We start from the raw sequence: 15295 nt of genomic DNA on the forward strand, positions 1-15295 counted from the left end.
CATCGCAGCAGCGCCTCGGCATGGGGGGCGGCCGCCGGGCTGGGTCCAGCCGCGCCCGACGACGCGGCCCTCGGACACGATCACGCAGCCGACATTGGGGTTGGGGGCGGTGCGCCCGCGCTCGCCAAGCGCCAGCGCGGCACCCATCCAGCGATGGTCGTCGATCATGCTCAGAGCCCGTAAGCCTTGAGGCCGTCATTCACTTTCTTGAACTGCGCGCGCCGCTCGGCCTGCAGCCGCTTCAGCTCGTTTTCGCGCTTGGTCTGTTCGATGCCATCGATTTTCTGCTGCGCGACGATTTCGGCATCGGTGCGGTTGGCGGGCCATTGCTGCACATAGATGATGTCGCGGTGATAGGGCTTGGGCGGGATCCGCGATTCATAAATAACGCCGACCACCATCACATAGGTCAGCGCCAGCGCGACGCCCATGAAGCCGAGCTGATGCCGCTGCCGCGTGACGATGTAATAGCGCAAATCGCGCCAGGCACGCAGCGGAGAGAAATAGCGCAGGAAGTTCATGGAAAGGGAGATAGGCGCGGCGGGGCACCGATGCCACCCCCGCCGCACCTCATCACGGCCCGCTATTCGCCATCGAGCTCGAAACGCACCGCCATGGTGCGCCACGCCTCGACCGGCGCGCCGTCGCGCGTGCCCGGCGTGAAGCGCCATTTGGTCAGCGCCTGCTTGCGCGTCGCTTCGAAAAAGGCGGTGCTGGCGGCGCTGATCTGCTGCACCTCCTTCACGCGCCCGTCCGTGCCGATCAGCACGCGCACGACGACTCGGCCCGATCGGCCTGCAAGGCGTTCGTCGCTCGGGTAAGCGGGTTGGAAGAGGTTGGCATAACGCGAATCGAGTTGGGGGCCGACGATCGTCGGCACATGCGGCGGTGGGGCGGTGCCGATCTCGCCAGCCCCGGTGCCCACGGCGACTTCGGTCTTGGGCGGAAGGTCGATTGTGAACGTGGGGATGCCGGTGGCCGTCGCGGTTTGCTGTTTGGAACTATCGACGGTTTCCGGGGGTGGGTTGGTCGGGATTGGGTCCTTCAGATGCGGCGCAGGCTGGGTCTTTTCCGGCGGTGGCGGATCGGTCGGGATCGGGATGTTGATGGTCGTCAGCGGCGGATCGACCAGACGGGTGACGAGATTGGGTGCGGTCAGCGAAAGCCCGAATAAAAGCACCCCGCTCGCGCCGAGCGCGAAACCGACGCCCCCGGGGCTGAGGCCTTGGCGGCTGGAATAACGATCTGCGTACATCGTTTCTCTCCCACTATGGCGTCCGATCGCACGCCGGACAGGAAGAGAATGTTACATCATAACATTTCTGACGCAAGAGACATTATATCAGATCGTGGAAAGCCGCGCTGCCGCACGATCGCGACCGATCAACGGCAGCAGCGCCTTCATGTCGGGGCCGTGATCGCGCCCGGTCAGCGCGCGGCGCAGCGGCAGGAACAGCGCCTTGCCGCTGCGCCCGGTCTCGGCCTTCAACGCGGCGGTCAGTGCGTGCCACGGATCGGCGTCCCACGGCATCGTGGCGACATGGCGCGCGGCGGCGGCGAGGAAATCGGCATCGGCGGGATCGCGCACCGCGTCGATCCGCCCTTCGATCACCTTCCACCAATCCGCGGCCTCGGCAACGGTCGAGAGGTTTGGCCGCACCGCTTCCCATTCCGCCGCACCCACCCCTGCGGGCAGCCGCTCCGCCACGCTGGCGAAATCGAGCTGGTGGACGATCTTGGCATTGAGTGCGGCCAGTTCGGCCTCGTCGAAGCGGGCGGGCGCGCGGCCGAATTTGGCGAAATCGAAGGTTTCGACCAGCGCGGCGGTGTCGACCAAAGGCTCGACCGGCAAGCTCGTCCCGATCCGCGCCAGCAGCGCGCGGACGGCGGCGGGCTCGATCCCGACCTCGCGGAAATGCTCGACGCCAAGCGAGCCAAGCCGCTTCGACAATTTGCCTTCGGAGCCGACCAGCAACGCTTCATGCGCGAAAGCCGGCGCGGCGACACCCATCGCCTCGAACATCTGCAATTGCAGCGCGGTGTTGGAGACATGGTCTTCACCGCGCACGACATGGGTGATGCCCATTTCGGCATCGTCGATCGCCGAGGGGAGCATATACAGCCACGATCCATCGGCGCGGCGGATCACCGGGTCGCTCATCGTTGCCGCATCGAATTTCTGGGGACCGCGAATCAAATCGTCCCAGAGGATCGGCGTGTCATGGTCGAGCTTGAAGCGCCAATGCGGAGCGATGCCATCGGCTTCCAGTCTGGCGCGGTCGGCGTCCGACAAAGCCAGCGCCGCGCGGTCATAGATGGGTGGCAGGCCGCGCCCGGCGGCGATCTTGCGCTTGAGGTCGAGTTCTTGGGCGGTTTCATAGGCCGGATAGACCCGGCCCGCCGCGCGCAACGCGGCAAAGCGCGCTTCATACAGCGCGAACCGCGCCGACTGGCGTTCCTCGCCCTGCGGGGTGAGGCCGAGCCAGCCGAGATCGGCGCGGATCGCGTCGACAAAGCGTTCCTCGCTGCGTTCGGCGTCGGTATCGTCGATGCGCAGCCAGAATTCCCCGCCTTGCGCTTGCGCCCACAGCCAATTGTGGAGCGCGGTACGGATATTGCCGACATGCAACATGCCGGTGGGCGAAGGGGCGAAACGGGTGCGAATGGTCATGGATTTGCTCTAGGCAGCGCTCGTTCCTGCGGCAATGCCCCTTTACCGCGCGCAAAGCCCGCGCCTAAAGGACGCTCAGCCAACAGTGCGCGCAGCCAGACGCGGGGCATGGGGACCAAAAGGAGTTTCGAACGCCATGAAATTGATGACCGGCAATTCGAACTTGCCCCTCGCGCGCGATATTGCGTCCTATCTCGAACTGCCGTTGACCGACGCGTTGGTCCGCCGCTTCGCCGATGAGGAAATTTTCGTGGAAATCCGCGAGAATGTGCGCGGCGAGGACGTGTTCGTGCTGCAATCGACTGGCTATCCCGCGAATGACAATCTGATGGAGCTGCTGATTTGCATCGACGCGCTGAAACGCGCCTCGGCCAAGCGCATCACCGCCGTCATCCCCTATTTCGGCTATGCCCGCCAAGATCGTAAGCCTGGGCCGCGCACGCCGATTTCGGCCAAGCTCGTCGCCAATCTCATCACCGTTGCCGGGGCCGACCGCGTGCTCTCGGTCGATTTGCACGCCGGGCAGATCCAGGGCTTTTTCGATATCCCGACCGACAATCTGTTCGCGGCCCCAGTGATGTCGGCCGACATTCTGACGCGCTATGGCAAGCGCAATTTGATGGTGGTTTCGCCCGACGTGGGCGGCGTGGTGCGCGCGCGGGCGCTGGCCAAGCGACTCGACAATGCGCCGCTCGCCATCGTCGACAAGCGGCGTGAGCGCGCGGGCGAATCCGAAGTGATGAACATCATCGGTGAGGTCGAAGGCCGCTTCTGCATCCTGATCGACGATATCGTCGATTCGGGCGGCACGCTGTGCAACGCCGCCGCCGCGCTCAAGCAAGCGGGTGCCGAGGGCGTCGCTGCCTATATCACGCACGGCGTGCTGTCGGGTGGCGCGGTGGCGCGCGTCGAAAGCTCGGCGCTCGAGGAACTCGTCATCACAGATTCGCTCGGCAGCCATGACATTGTCGCCGCCGCCAAGAAGATCCGCCATCTGACGATCGCCCCGCTGCTCGCCGAGGCGATCCGCCGCATTGCCGATGAAAGTTCGGTGTCGTCGCTGTTTGACTGAGGGCGCGGGCGCTCAGGCCAGCGCGTCCCAGATCAGCTTCACTCCGACCAGCACCATCAGCGCATAGATGGCGGTGTAGAAGCGCGCGGGCGACACGCGCCGCACCAGCCAGACTCCGGCAAAGGTCGAGGCAATCGCAACCGGCAGCAGCACCGCCGCGACGCCCAAAGTGTCGCGGTTGAACTGGCCCAGCGCCCAATAGGCCGGCACCTTGATCCAATTGACCGCAGCGAAGAAGATCGCGGTGGTGCCGACCAGCACGTCGCGTGGCAGGCGGCGCGGGAGCACATAGATTTGGAAGGGCGGTTGTCCGGCATGGGCAACCTGGCTGGTAAAGCCCGAGGCAATGCCCAGCAGCGTGCCCACCCAGCCCGGTGCCTGGGCCGCGACCGCCACTGCGCCGCGACGATCCGCCCACAGCCGGTATAGACCGAACACCACCGAGATCGCCCCGACCAGCGCAAGCACCGCCGTGGTCGGAACCTGCGCGGCAAACAGATAGCCGAGCGCAATCCCGATTGCGGCACCCGGTAGCATCCAGCCCAACACGGTCGCATCCCAATCGCGCCGGAACGCCCATACGCCGACCACGTCCTGCACGATCAGGATCGGTAGCAGGATCGCGGCCGCGCGCACCGGGGATGTCGCCATCGACAGCAGCGGCAGCGACAGCGCGCCAAGCCCGACAAAGCCACCCTTGGACAGGCCGAGCAGCAAGACCGCCGGAATCGCCAGCGCGTAGAAGAAAGCGCTCTCGTTCAACGGGAAACGGGCGTTGCCTGCTGTGCTGCCGCCCGCACGCCGACATGGCCGCGGCGTTTGAGTTCGGCCTTCAGCGCCTCAGGGCTTGGCGCGACCAGAAAGCCGAAGCTGACATTGCCACCCTTGGTTTCCACCACATGGTGCAGCCGGTGCGCCTGGATGATGCGCTTCATATAGGCCGATTTGGGCAGATAGCGGTGGTTGAAGCGTTTGTGCACGATCACATCGTGAAAGCCGAGATAGATCGCCCCGTACCCGGCAATCCCCGCGCCGACCCAGATCGCCCACTCGCCCCAGCCCCATTGCACGCCGCCGAGCAACAGCGTGATCGAGGGCGCTGCGAAGATCACGAAATACAGGTCGTTCAATTCCCAATTGCCGGTGCGCGGGCGGTGGTGGCTTTTATGCAGGAACCAGCCCGGCCCATGCATCAGCCAGCGGTGCGCGCCGTAAGCGAACCCCTCCATTCCGGCGACGGTGGCGACGAACAGCAGCAGGCCGATGATCCAGGACATGGAGGTGATATAGCGAGCCGCACGGCCAATGGCGAGCGATGCGCGTGCTACGGGGTGGATTCGCACGGGCGGCTGTGCTTAAGGCCACTCTATCCCCGATCTTCGAAAGGCACGCAGCCCATGAACATCCATGAATATCAGGCCAAGGAAGTCCTCGCGAAATTCGGCGTGCCGGTGCCCGCGGGTTTCGCTGCGCTGACCGTCGAAGAGGCCGTCGCCGCCGCCGCCAAGCTTCCTGGGCCGCTCTACGTCGTCAAGGCGCAGATCCACGCCGGAGGCCGCGGCAAGGGCAAGTTCAAGGAACTCGGGCCTGATGCCAAGGGCGGCGTCCGCCTCGCCAAGACGCTCGACGACGTCCGCGCAGCGGCGACGGACATGCTCGGCAACACGCTCGTCACGGTGCAGACCGGCGAGCATGGCAAGCAGGTCAACCGCCTCTACATCACCGACGGTGTCGACATCGCCAAGGAATTCTACCTGGCGCTGCTCGTCAACCGCGCAACTGGCCGCGTGTCGATGGTCGCCTCGACCGAAGGCGGCATGGACATCGAAACCGTCGCGCATGAGACGCCTGAGAAGATCCACGCGATCGACATCGATTGCGCGACCGGCTTCCAGCCGCATCATGGCCGCGCCGTTGCCGCCGCGCTCGAACTGAAGGGCGATCTCGCCAAGCAGGCCGCCAGCGTCGCGTCCAAGCTGTACGACGCGTTCCTTGGCACCGATGCAGAGCAGATCGAAATCAACCCGCTCGCCGTCACCGAGGACAACAAGCTCGTCGTGCTCGACGCCAAGGTCGGCTTCGACGGCAATGCGATGTTCCGTCACAAGGATCTGCTCGAACTGCGCGACGAGACCGAGGAAGATCCGGCCGAGCTCGAAGCGTCCAAGTACGACCTGGCCTATATCAAGCTCGACGGCGACATTGGCTGCATGGTCAATGGTGCGGGTCTCGCCATGGCGACGATGGACATCATCAAGCTCAACGGCATGTTCCCGGCCAACTTCCTCGACGTTGGCGGCGGTGCCAATAAGGAGAAGGTGACGGCCGCGTTCAAGATCATCCTTAGCGATCCGAACGTGAAGGGCATCCTGGTCAACATCTTCGGCGGCATCATGCGCTGCGACATCATTGCCGAGGGCATTGTCGCGGCCGCCAAGGAAGTGAACCTGTCGGTGCCGCTGGTCGTTCGTCTCGAAGGCACCAACGTCCAGTTGGGCAAGGACATCCTGGCCAATTCCGGCCTGGCGATCGTCCCTGCCAACGATCTGGGCGATGCCGCCAAGAAGATCGTGGCAGAGGTCAAGGCCGCTGCCTGAACCGGACTAACCCGTCCTAAGCGTGCTAAAGGAAGGGCCCGGACGGAAACGCCGGGCCCTTTCGCGTTAAGGGCGGGTTCGAGTCGCATGCGATGCCGCTACGGCACAGCCGAATGGCGTACCGGACTTGCGAAAAGCGCGTGAAACCGCCATTTGGACAGCCGATGCTGCCGAGCAAGAAACTGCCTTGGAAGGAATGCCGATGAGAGTGCTGGTCCCGGTCAAGCGCGTGCTTGACTATAATGTGAAGCCCCGCGTGAAGGCGGACGGGACGGGGGTCGACCTCGCCAACGTCAAGATGAGCATGAACCCGTTCGACGAAATCGCCGTCGAAGAGGCGATCCGCCTGAAGGAAAAAGCGGGCGTCACCGAGATCGTCGTCGTGTCGATCGGCGAGCAGAAAGCGCAGGAAACGCTGCGTACCGCGCTCGCCATGGGTGCCGACCGCGCGATCCTGATCGTATCCGAAGACAAGGTCGAGCCGCTGGGCGTCGCCAAATTGCTCGCCAAGATCGTCGAGGAGGAAAAGCCTGACCTCGTCATTCTCGGCAAGCAGGCGATTGACGATGACAACAACCAGACCGGCCAGATGCTGGCAGGGCTGCTCGGTCGCGGCCAGGCGACCTTCGCCTCCAAGGTCGAACTGTCGCCCGGCACTGTCGTGGTGACGCGCGAAGTCGACGGTGGTGCGGAGACCGAATCGCTGCCGCTGCCCGCGATCATCACGGTCGACCTGCGCCTCAACGAGCCGCGTTATGCCTCGCTGCCCAACATCATGAAGGCCAAGTCCAAACCGCTCGCGCAGAAGACCCCGGCTGATTACGGCGTCGATGTGTCACCGCGCCTGACCACGCTGAAAGTGGTCGAGCCGCCCAAGCGCTCGGCGGGTATCAAGGTCGCCGATGTCGATGAACTGGTGGCCAAGCTCAAGGCAATGGGAGTCGCGAAGTGAAGACGCTCGTTTGGGTCGAACATGATGGCGCATCCGTGAAGGACGCCACCCTCTCCACCGTCACCGCCGCTGCCAAGCTGGGTGAAGTGCATCTGCTCGTCGCTGGTCAAGGCGTCGGCGCGGTGGCCGAGGCCGCCGCGAAGATCGCGGGCGTCGGCAAGGTGCATGTCGCGGACGACGCGGCCTATGCCCATGCGTTGGCTGAAAACGTCGCGCCGCTGGTCGCCAAGCTGATGGAAACGCATGACGCGTTCCTCGTGCCCGCGACCACCAACGGCAAGAACATCGCGCCGCGCGTCGCCGCCTTGCTCGACGTGATGCAGATTTCGGACATCCTCTCGGTCGAGAGCGAGGATACTTTCACGCGTCCGATCTATGCCGGCAACGCCATCGCCACGGTGCAGACCAAGGATGCCAAGAAGGTGATCTCGGTGCGCGGCACCGCCTTTGAGAAGGCTGCGACCGAAGGCGGCACGGGCACGATCGAAGCGGTTGCCTCGACCGGCGATGCGGGTGTTTCGACCTATGTAGGTTCGGAAATCGCCAAGTCGGAGCGGCCCGAGCTGACCTCGGCCAAGATCATCGTCTCCGGCGGGCGTGCGCTCGGGTCGAGCGAGCAGTTCCACGCCGTGATCGATCCGCTCGCCGACAAGCTCGGCGCGGGCGTCGGTGCCAGCCGCGCTGCGGTCGATGCGGGCTATGCGCCCAACGACTATCAGGTCGGCCAGACCGGCAAGATCGTCGCCCCCGAAGTCTATGTCGCGGTCGGCATTTCGGGCGCGATCCAGCATCTGGCGGGGATGAAGGACAGCAAGACCATCATCGCCATCAACAAGGACGAAGACGCGCCGATCTTCCAGGTCGCCGATCTCGGCCTCGTCGGCGATCTGTTCAAGATCGTGCCGGAGCTGACCGAAAAGCTCTGATTGACCGGCATCGTTACAAGGGACGGGCGCTCCAGACGGGGCGCCCGTTTTCGTTTGGAGGGATCAGGCAGCCTTCGCGCGCGGCGCGATATAGCGCAGCACAATATAGCCGGCGATCGCCGACAGGAGCGATCCGCCGAGCACGCCGATCTTGACCGAATCCTGCAGCTGCGCGTCGCCCGGAAAAGCGAGGCCGCCGATGAACAGGCTCATCGTGAAGCCGATCCCGGCGAGCAGGCCGACGCCATAAAGCTGCAGCCAGCGCATCCCCTTGGGGCGCTTGGCAATCCCCAAGCATTCGGCCAGCGCGACGCCACCGACGATCCCGGCCTGCTTGCCCAGGAACAGGCCGCCGGCAATGCCCAGCACCAGCGGATCGCCCAGCGTTGCCGCCGACACGCCCAGAAGCGATACGCCCGCATTGGCAAAGGCGAACAACGGCACGATGCCGAACGCGACCCACGGCGACAGAGCATGTTCAAGCCGGTGGAGCGGCGAATGTGCGGCATCGGGCGCGCCAGGCGAGGTGGCGACCGGTATCAGCGCGGCGGCAATCACGCCCGCAACGGTTGCGTGGACGCCCGATAGCAGCACTAGCCACCATAGACCAACAAAGCCGAGCAGATAGGGCCACAAGGCCACCACCCCGCGCCGGTTGAGCGTGAACAGGATCAGCACCGTCCCCGCCGCGCCCGCCAGCGCGATCCAGTCGATGCCATGGCTATAGACCAAGGCGATGATCGCCACCGCGCCGCAATCATCGACGATCGCGACGGTGGTGAGAAACAGCTTTAGCGCGGGGCTGACGCGCTTGCCGAGCAGCGCCAGCACGCCGATCGCAAAGGCGATGTCGGTCGCCGCCGGGATGGCCCAGCCCGGATGCAGCGCCGGCGCGCCGCCGGTGATGGCGAGATACACCAGCGCCGGCATCGCCATCCCCGCGCCCGCCGCGATGATCGGCAAGCGCCGTCGCGCGGGGCTCGCCAATTGCCCGTCGACCAGTTCGCGTTTTGATCTCGAGGCCAACCAGCAGGAAGAACACTGCCATCAAGCCGTCGTTGATCCACAGATGCACCGTCATCGGCCCGATGGCAGCGGCCAATACCGGCCCCGTCTTATGGTGCAGAAACGCGAAATAGGCGGGGGCGAGCTCCGAATTGGCGAAGATCAGCGCGAACGCGGCCGCCGCCATCAGCACCATACCGCCCGCCGCTTCCTGCGCGAGGAAGGTGCGCAGTGCCGAACGGATGTTTCGGGCTACGCGGCGCGACGTGGTGGGGTTGGCCATGCCCCTAGCCTAGCGGTACGGGCCCCGGTGCGAAACCGAAACCGGAGCCGTTCGGGGTTTTACCCCGCCGCGCGGGCAAAGGTGCCGGCGTCGGCGACTTGCGCGTCGCTGGGGGTGACGCCGGTATAGAGCACGAACTGGTCGAGGGCTTGCAAGGTCGCGATCTCGGTGCCGGTGATGATCCGTTTGCCCGCCGCTTGCGCGGCGCGCAGCAGCCGTGTTTCCGGCGGATATTGCACCACGTCGATGACGACCCGGCTTGCCACGATCATCGTTTCGGGAAAGGCGAGCGCATCGGCGTCGCCGCCCGCCATGCCGATCGGCGTGACGTTGATCAGCAAGGGCGCGCCCGCCGGGTCGAGATCGGCCCGCCAGCGAAAACCGTAGCGCGTTGCCAGTGCCTGTCCCTGCTCGGCGTTGCGCGCGACGATCGTGCCGTTGCGAAACCCGCTATTGCAGAGTGCCGCGGTCACCGCCTTGGCCATGCCGCCCGATCCGCGCAGCAGAAATGGCGTTGCGGGGTCGATGTCGGCAATCAGCCGCGCCACCGCCGCATAATCGGTATTGTGCCCGGTCAGCGCGCCCTCATCGTTGACGATGGTATTGACGCTGTCGATCGCGGCGGCGGAGGGGGCGATGCCGTCGAGCAGCGGGATCACCGCTTCCTTGAACGGCATCGAAATCGCGCAACCGCGAATGTCGAGCGCGCGAATGCCGCGCACCGCGCCCTCCAGGTCGCGCGTCGAAAACGCCTTGTAGACGAAATCGAGCCCGAGCAGCTCATAGAGCCGGTTGTGGAAGCGCGTCCCGAAATTGCCCGGGCGTGCCGATAGCGACATGCACAGCCGCGTCTCACGCCCGATCAGCGGTTTGGTGGGCATGGGGTGCGTCCTCGTTAGTCTGCCAGCGCTTCGGCGATCAGTGTACGGGTGTTGTCGATGCCGTACAGCGCGATGAAGCTGCCCATGCGCGGGCCTTGCGTGGAGCCGAGCAGCGTTTCGTACAGCGCCCCGAACCAGGCGCGCAGCGGATCGAACCCGCCTTCATTGCCGATCGCATAGACGATGTTCTGCAAATCGACCGCCGAGCTGTCGGCAGGCGCGTTGGCCAGCTCGCGGTCGAGCCGTTCGAGCGCGGCGACTTCGATGCCCTCGGGCTTGCGGCGCTGGAGCGTCGGCGCGACGTAATCGCGGTTATAGGCGAGTGCATGACCGATCAGCGCATCGAGTTCGGGCGTAACGGCACCTTCGATGTAATTGCTGAGATAGCGTGGACTTGCTCCGCGGTCGCGCCTGCGCCCAGCACGCCGACCAGATTGAGCAGCAAGCCGAAGGTGACCGGCGGATTCGTGTCCGGCACCGCGGCATTGTGAATGTGGTGCACCGGATTGCCGAGTTTCTGCTCGACCGGCTGCGCCGCATAGCTTCCGCGGAACTGGAAATACTCGTCCACCGCGCGCGGAATGACGCCGATGTGCAACTGCTTGGCCTTTTTCGGCTCGCGATAGGCGAAGAAGGACAAGCTTTCCTGCGTGCCGTAATCGAGCCATTGCTCCAGCGTCAGGCCATTGCCCTTGGACTTGGAGATCTTCTCGCCCTTTTCGTCGAGGAACATCTCGTAGATCAACCCCTCGGGCGGGCGACCGCCGAGCACGCGCGCGATCTTGCCCGACTGCACGCCGCTGTCGATCAGGTCCTTGCCGTACATCTCATAATCGACGCCAAGCGCGACCCAGCGCATTGCCCAATCGACCTTCCATTGCAGCTTGGCCTGCCCGCCGAGCACCGATTGGACGAGCACTTCCCCATCGCTGTCGGTGAAGCGGATCGTGCCCTGCTCGACATTGACGACCTCGACCGGGACTTGCAGCACGATCCCCGTCTTTGGGCTGATCGGCAGGATCGGCGAATAAGTAGCGGCGCGTTCCTTGCGCAGCGTCGGCAGCATCACGCCCATGATCGCGGCATAGTTGCGCAGCACGCCCTTCAGCGCATCGTCGAACACGCCGGCTTCATATTGCGAGGCCGACGAGATGAATTCGTACTCGAAGCCGAAGCGATCGAGAAAATCGCGCAGCATGGCGTTGTTGTGGGCAGCGAAGCTCTCGAACTTCTCGAACGGATCGGGAATGCGGCTGAGCGGCTTGCCGAGATGCGTCGCAAGCATCGCCTGGTTGGGCACATTGTCGGGCACTTTCCGCAACCCGTCCATATCGTCGCTAAACTCGATCAACCGCGTCGGCGCATCGGACAGCGTCTGGAACGCATGGCGCACCATCGTCGTGCGCAGCACTTCGTTGAAGGTGCCGATATGCGGCAGGCCCGACGGACCATAGCCGGTCTCGAAGATGATCGGCGCACCACCCGGTTTGCCCTCGGGATAGCGCTTGAGCAGCTTGCGCGCCTCTTCATACGGCCAGGCTTTGGAATCGAGGGCGGCGGTGCGGAAATCGGTGGTCATGCGAAGCGTCTAGCGCGGTGGGGGCGGTTCGTCACGTAGGGGGCTGGGGGCGCCGATCATGCGATGCCTTCGTGAAGCTCCTGCGCCTCGGCTTCGATCAGGGCGCCATGAGAGTATTGGCTCTCGCGCGTCGCTACTCGGCCAGTTTGCCCGTCCGCGCATCGACCGCACGACCGCGTTGGTACGAGAGCAAGCCAGGGATCGGCGCGAGTCGGTTGATGCTGACCGCCCCTGGCTCATAATATTCCCCAACCACATCGAACTGCGCCAGTTCGAGGGGAAGACTCTTGAGCGACGCCGGAACCGCGGTGGTTGCATCAGCGGGCACAAGCGCTTCGCCCAAAACAAAGCCATATTGGAACATCGAAGCGCCGAGATTGTCCTCCAAATGCGGCAGGGGTGAAGCCTTGTGGACCTTGTCGGTATAGATTGCTCCGACGTGGGTAATGACGCCGGGGCGAGCTGCGAACATGACGGTGCCCAGGCAATTGCAGGTGATCAGGCCTTGCTGGAGCGTGATGCCATAGAGGATATAGGTGCCGGGAGGAACCTCCAGCAGCACGGTGCGCATCTCGCCATCCTCAAGAAATTCGCCGTTCTTGACGACGAAGCTGTTCGCCTTACCGCTAAAATTGAACTCGAATTCATCGATGTTGGGTACTGGATTTCCTTTAGCCTTTTTGACCAACCCCGGCAGCGCCGCAGCATAGGCTGCTTTCTTGGCAGCGAGATATGCGCTTGATTCCTCGGCGGTCGGGATACGCAACATAACTGGCTGGATGGCTAACATTCCTGATTTGGCCTTGCTCACAGTCATGAGCAAATAGGCAGCGTCAGGACGCAGCCCCGTCGGCGTGGTCCGCAGTTGTACCACCCCGGCATTATCTCGGGCCGAAGCATTGCCGGGCAATGCCAGTATCACAAGAATCGCAAGCACGCTCAAGAGCAGCCGGGTCATTCCGTCACCGCCGCATCCTGTGGCTTCGGACCTGAAGCGATCTTGGCCTGCATCAGCCGCACCTGCTGCTCATCGCCCTCGTTCAGCGCCTTCCACACCGTTTCGGATATCGGATAGCGTTCATAGCCCCTTGTCCCCATGCAACGGCGCATTTTGTTGCTACGCATCCCCCGTTCCAGCTTGGGTAGGATGATATCTCCGATGATGTCGCCGACCAGGCCATAGATCGGCACCGGCTTGATCGCTTTACGACGATGGCTCTCATCCCATGGAATGAAGCCGGGCACCTTGACGAGGCCTGCGCCCGTCAGGTGCGCACGGCATTCGGCGAAATCCTGATAGGCCTCTGAGAATCTTACGGTAGGGTTGTGGAAATAATAGAATTTATAACCTTCGGCGCGGACTTTGGGATCGGTCGAAGGCGAGATATCGGGCACGTTGATCGTCGCCGGATCGGGTAGGCCTCGTATAGTTGTCCCGTTCTGCGCAACGGCCGCAACCGGCAGCAGTAAAGTCGTCAGTATCCATCGTGACATTCGTGCCATGCGAACAGCCTATGATGCCTTGCTGATCGTCGCAAGGACCACGCTCGACATCGCGATACAAAGCTTACGATGAAAGCGGTCTTTTGCCATTCTGAGCAAAGATAGGCCCGTTCCAGATCGACCGCCCGTTTTGACTGCATCGCCCTGGGCAAACGTTCAAACAGCGGCCCAAGCCGCTGTCCACATCCCCAATCCGTGCCAAAGTCGACCCGCTCTTTCAAACCGTCGATCCCGCGCGTGTCGCAAAGCCGCTTTGCAAGACCCAATGTGGCTCCGTCCCGCAGCGGCGGCGTGTGCGACATACATTCGCCTAACCTTAGCCTAACCTTCCGCACCCCATCCCACCCATCCAGAGCGTACCTACGCCCCCCAAATCCTGACGTGCCACGCCCCGCACATCACCCTTGATGGTGCGACTCTGTGTGACTTTACGCCACGCCCTCCACCCCCGCGCCCGTTGCCATTCCGTTCCAACCCGCTATCTCCAACCCATGCTCCCATATCCCGCCCTCCACGCCAGCCACAGCGGCATCTGGATTGCGGATGAAGGCGGCACACGGCCGATCGGGCGGGGGGAGGCGATCCGGATTGCCGCCGATACGCCGGTGATCCTGCTCAATGCCGCCTTGGTCGGGCAGCGGCTGGGCTATGCCGATCTGTCGGGGCTCGATCTGCTCGAACTGTTCGCCTTTCTGTGTCCGGCGCGCTTCATGGTGCCGACGCCGCGCGGGGTCGCGCGCGTTACGGGGCTGACGCCGCCCGCCGCCGATGCCGAAGTCGCCACCTTCCTGCGCGCAGCCGCCGGGGCGTTGCTCGGCATGATCGAGGGCGAGTGGCCCGAACGCGAGGGCGCGTGGACCGCGGCGCAGTCGCTGTTTCGTCTCCGCTGGACCTGGGCACCGGTGCTGACGCAGCGTTTGAAAAAAGCCCGAGACGGCCGAGCGCTGGCTGTTCACCAAGCTCGGCGAATGGTCGGAGGGCGCGCCGCGCGCGCAGCCGCGCACCGTCACGCTGGAGGCGGACGAAACGCAGGCCCGGCTCGCCCGCTTGACTGGCAGCACCGCCGAGCAGCGTCCCGGCCAGCGTGCTTACGCACAGGCGGCGCGCGAGGCGTTTGGGCCGCGCATGGCGGCGGGGATGCCCAATATGGTGCTCGCCGAAGCCGGCACCGGCATCGGCAAGACGCTTGGCTATCTCGCGCCGGCTTCGCTCTGGGCGGAGAAGGCCGATGGCGCGGTGTGGGTATCGACCTTCACCAAGGCGCTGCAACGGCAATTGGGGCATGAAAGCGCGCGGCTGTTTCCCGATGCGGTAACCCGCCGGGCGAAGGTGGTGACGCGCAAGGGCCGCGAGAATTACCTGTGCCTGTTGAACCTGGAGGATGCGCTGCAAGGCGGTTTCGCCGGGCGCGCCGCGATCCTGGCGCAGCTGGTCGCGCGCTGGGCAGCGTATAGCGCCGATGGCGATATGGTCGGCGGCGATCTGCCTGGCTGGCTGCCGACGCTGTTTCGTCGCAACGGCGCGACCGCGCTCACCGACCGGCGCGGCGAGTGCGTTTATGCGGGGTGCCCGCATTACCGCAAATGCTTCATCGAAAAGGCGGCGCGCGCGAGTGCCGATGCCGATCTGGTCATCGCCAACCATGCACTGGTGATGGTCAACGCCGCGCGCGGGCGCGAATCGACCACGCGCCCGACACGCTATGTGTTCGACGAGGGGCATCATCTGTTCGATGCCGCCGACGCGATGTTCTCGACCGCGCTCACCGGTGCCGAGACGATCGAGCTCAGGCGTTGGGTGCTCGGCCCCGAATCGGGCGGGCGCGG

Annotated in this window: 12 protein-coding genes and 4 pseudogenes; 5 read left to right on the forward strand and 11 right to left on the reverse strand. The window is 64.4% G+C overall.

All coding sequences use genetic code 11. The annotated features are described in order from the left end of the window. The 4 genes and pseudogenes from NW75_RS24040 to NW75_RS19455 form a co-directional block, all read right to left on the reverse strand. Positions 1 to 168: pseudogene (locus NW75_RS24040) on the reverse strand (bifunctional diaminohydroxyphosphoribosylaminopyrimidine deaminase/5-amino-6-(5-phosphoribosylamino)uracil reductase RibD); the annotation flags it as partial. A gap of 2 nt (positions 169 to 170) precedes the next feature. Further along, positions 171 to 521, reverse strand: a complete 351-nt coding sequence (locus NW75_RS19445; protein WP_033966983.1) for a hypothetical protein — start codon at positions 519 to 521, stop codon at positions 171 to 173. A gap of 62 nt (positions 522 to 583) precedes the next feature. Then, complete coding sequence (locus NW75_RS19450; protein WP_033966984.1) at positions 584 to 1255, reverse strand: energy transducer TonB; 672 nt, start codon at positions 1253 to 1255, stop codon at positions 584 to 586. An 87-nt stretch (positions 1256 to 1342) separates the two neighbouring features. Continuing rightward, complete coding sequence (locus NW75_RS19455; protein ID WP_033966986.1) at positions 1343 to 2671, reverse strand: glutamate--tRNA ligase; 1329 nt, start codon at positions 2669 to 2671, stop codon at positions 1343 to 1345. 136 nt (positions 2672 to 2807) lie between these two features. Here NW75_RS19455 and NW75_RS19460 point away from each other — a divergent pair, with 136 nt between their 5' ends. Further along, a complete protein-coding gene (locus NW75_RS19460) occupies positions 2808 to 3743 on the forward strand; it encodes a ribose-phosphate pyrophosphokinase (protein WP_010405850.1) in 936 nt (311 codons plus the stop codon). 12 nt (positions 3744 to 3755) lie between these two features. Here NW75_RS19460 and NW75_RS19465 read toward each other — a convergent pair whose 3' ends face one another. Together NW75_RS19465 and NW75_RS19470 are read right to left on the reverse strand one after the other, a co-directional pair. Continuing rightward, positions 3756 to 4505 (reverse strand): sulfite exporter TauE/SafE family protein, encoded by a 750-nt coding sequence (locus NW75_RS19465; RefSeq protein WP_033966988.1) that lies wholly within the window; start codon positions 4503 to 4505, stop codon positions 3756 to 3758. Then, a complete protein-coding gene (locus NW75_RS19470; protein WP_033966990.1) occupies positions 4502 to 5020 on the reverse strand; it encodes a sterol desaturase family protein in 519 nt (172 codons plus the stop codon). Before NW75_RS19470 ends, NW75_RS19465 begins: the two co-directional genes overlap by 4 nt. A 120-nt stretch (positions 5021 to 5140) precedes the next feature. Between NW75_RS19470 and sucC the strand changes: the two genes are divergently transcribed. From sucC to NW75_RS19485, 3 genes are all read left to right on the forward strand, one after another. Then, positions 5141 to 6340 carry an ADP-forming succinate--CoA ligase subunit beta gene (sucC, locus tag NW75_RS19475; protein ID WP_033966992.1) on the forward strand — a complete coding sequence of 400 codons (1200 nt, stop codon included), beginning with the start codon at positions 5141 to 5143 and terminating at the stop codon, positions 6338 to 6340. A gap of 202 nt (positions 6341 to 6542) precedes the next feature. After that, positions 6543 to 7292, forward strand: a complete 750-nt coding sequence (locus NW75_RS19480) for an electron transfer flavoprotein subunit beta/FixA family protein (protein ID WP_033967008.1) — start codon at positions 6543 to 6545, stop codon at positions 7290 to 7292. Continuing rightward, on the forward strand, positions 7289 to 8218 hold the full coding sequence (locus NW75_RS19485) for an electron transfer flavoprotein subunit alpha/FixB family protein (protein ID WP_033966993.1): 930 nt from the start codon (positions 7289 to 7291) through the stop codon (positions 8216 to 8218). Before NW75_RS19480 ends, NW75_RS19485 begins: the two co-directional genes overlap by 4 nt. A 63-nt stretch (positions 8219 to 8281) precedes the next feature. On the opposite strand, the pseudogene nhaA reads toward NW75_RS19485, so the two are convergent. The 5 genes and pseudogenes from nhaA to NW75_RS19510 form a co-directional block, all read right to left on the reverse strand. Next, positions 8282 to 9506, reverse strand: a pseudogene (nhaA, locus tag NW75_RS19490) (Na+/H+ antiporter NhaA). 59 nt (positions 9507 to 9565) lie between these two features. After that, entirely contained in the window at positions 9566 to 10387 is an 822-nt protein-coding gene (locus tag NW75_RS19495; RefSeq protein WP_033966999.1) for a shikimate 5-dehydrogenase, read from the reverse strand. Positions 10388 to 10401: 14 nt separating this feature from the next. Beyond that, positions 10402 to 11966 (reverse strand): annotated as a pseudogene (locus tag NW75_RS19500) (lysine--tRNA ligase). Between the two features lie 133 nt (positions 11967 to 12099). Then, on the reverse strand, positions 12100 to 12924 hold the full coding sequence (locus NW75_RS19505; protein ID WP_033967003.1) for a hypothetical protein: 825 nt from the start codon (positions 12922 to 12924) through the stop codon (positions 12100 to 12102). Next, positions 12921 to 13361: a hypothetical protein gene (locus NW75_RS19510; RefSeq protein WP_033967004.1), complete on the reverse strand. Its 441-nt coding sequence runs from the start codon at positions 13359 to 13361 to the stop codon at positions 12921 to 12923. Before NW75_RS19510 ends, NW75_RS19505 begins: the two co-directional genes overlap by 4 nt. A 599-nt stretch (positions 13362 to 13960) precedes the next feature. Here NW75_RS19510 and NW75_RS19515 point away from each other — a divergent pair. After that, positions 13961 to 15295, forward strand: a pseudogene (locus tag NW75_RS19515) (ATP-dependent DNA helicase); the annotation flags it as partial.

The sequence above is a fragment of the Sphingomonas sp. Ant H11 genome, assembly GCF_000797515.1.
In the GTDB taxonomy this organism is placed as follows: Bacteria; Pseudomonadota; Alphaproteobacteria; order Sphingomonadales; family Sphingomonadaceae; genus Sphingomonas.

What these genes read in the sequence shown, in the direction of transcription:
- NW75_RS19445 (WP_033966983.1), bottom strand. Translation starts at nt 521, where the DNA reads ATGAACTTCCTGCGCTATTTCTCTCCGCTGCGTGCCTGGCGCGATTTG.
- NW75_RS19450 (WP_033966984.1), bottom strand. Translation starts at nt 1,255, where the DNA reads ATGTACGCAGATCGTTATTCCAGCCGCCAAGGCCTCAGCCCCGGGGGC.
- NW75_RS19455 (WP_033966986.1), bottom strand. Translation starts at nt 2,671, where the DNA reads ATGACCATTCGCACCCGTTTCGCCCCTTCGCCCACCGGCATGTTGCAT.
- NW75_RS19460 (WP_010405850.1), top strand. Translation starts at nt 2,808, where the DNA reads ATGAAATTGATGACCGGCAATTCGAACTTGCCCCTCGCGCGCGATATT.
- NW75_RS19470 (WP_033966990.1), bottom strand. Translation starts at nt 5,020, where the DNA reads ATGTCCTGGATCATCGGCCTGCTGCTGTTCGTCGCCACCGTCGCCGGA.
- sucC (WP_033966992.1), top strand. Translation starts at nt 5,141, where the DNA reads ATGAACATCCATGAATATCAGGCCAAGGAAGTCCTCGCGAAATTCGGC.
- NW75_RS19480 (WP_033967008.1), top strand. Translation starts at nt 6,543, where the DNA reads ATGAGAGTGCTGGTCCCGGTCAAGCGCGTGCTTGACTATAATGTGAAG.
- NW75_RS19495 (WP_033966999.1), bottom strand. Translation starts at nt 10,387, where the DNA reads ATGCCCACCAAACCGCTGATCGGGCGTGAGACGCGGCTGTGCATGTCG.
- NW75_RS19505 (WP_033967003.1), bottom strand. Translation starts at nt 12,924, where the DNA reads ATGACCCGGCTGCTCTTGAGCGTGCTTGCGATTCTTGTGATACTGGCA.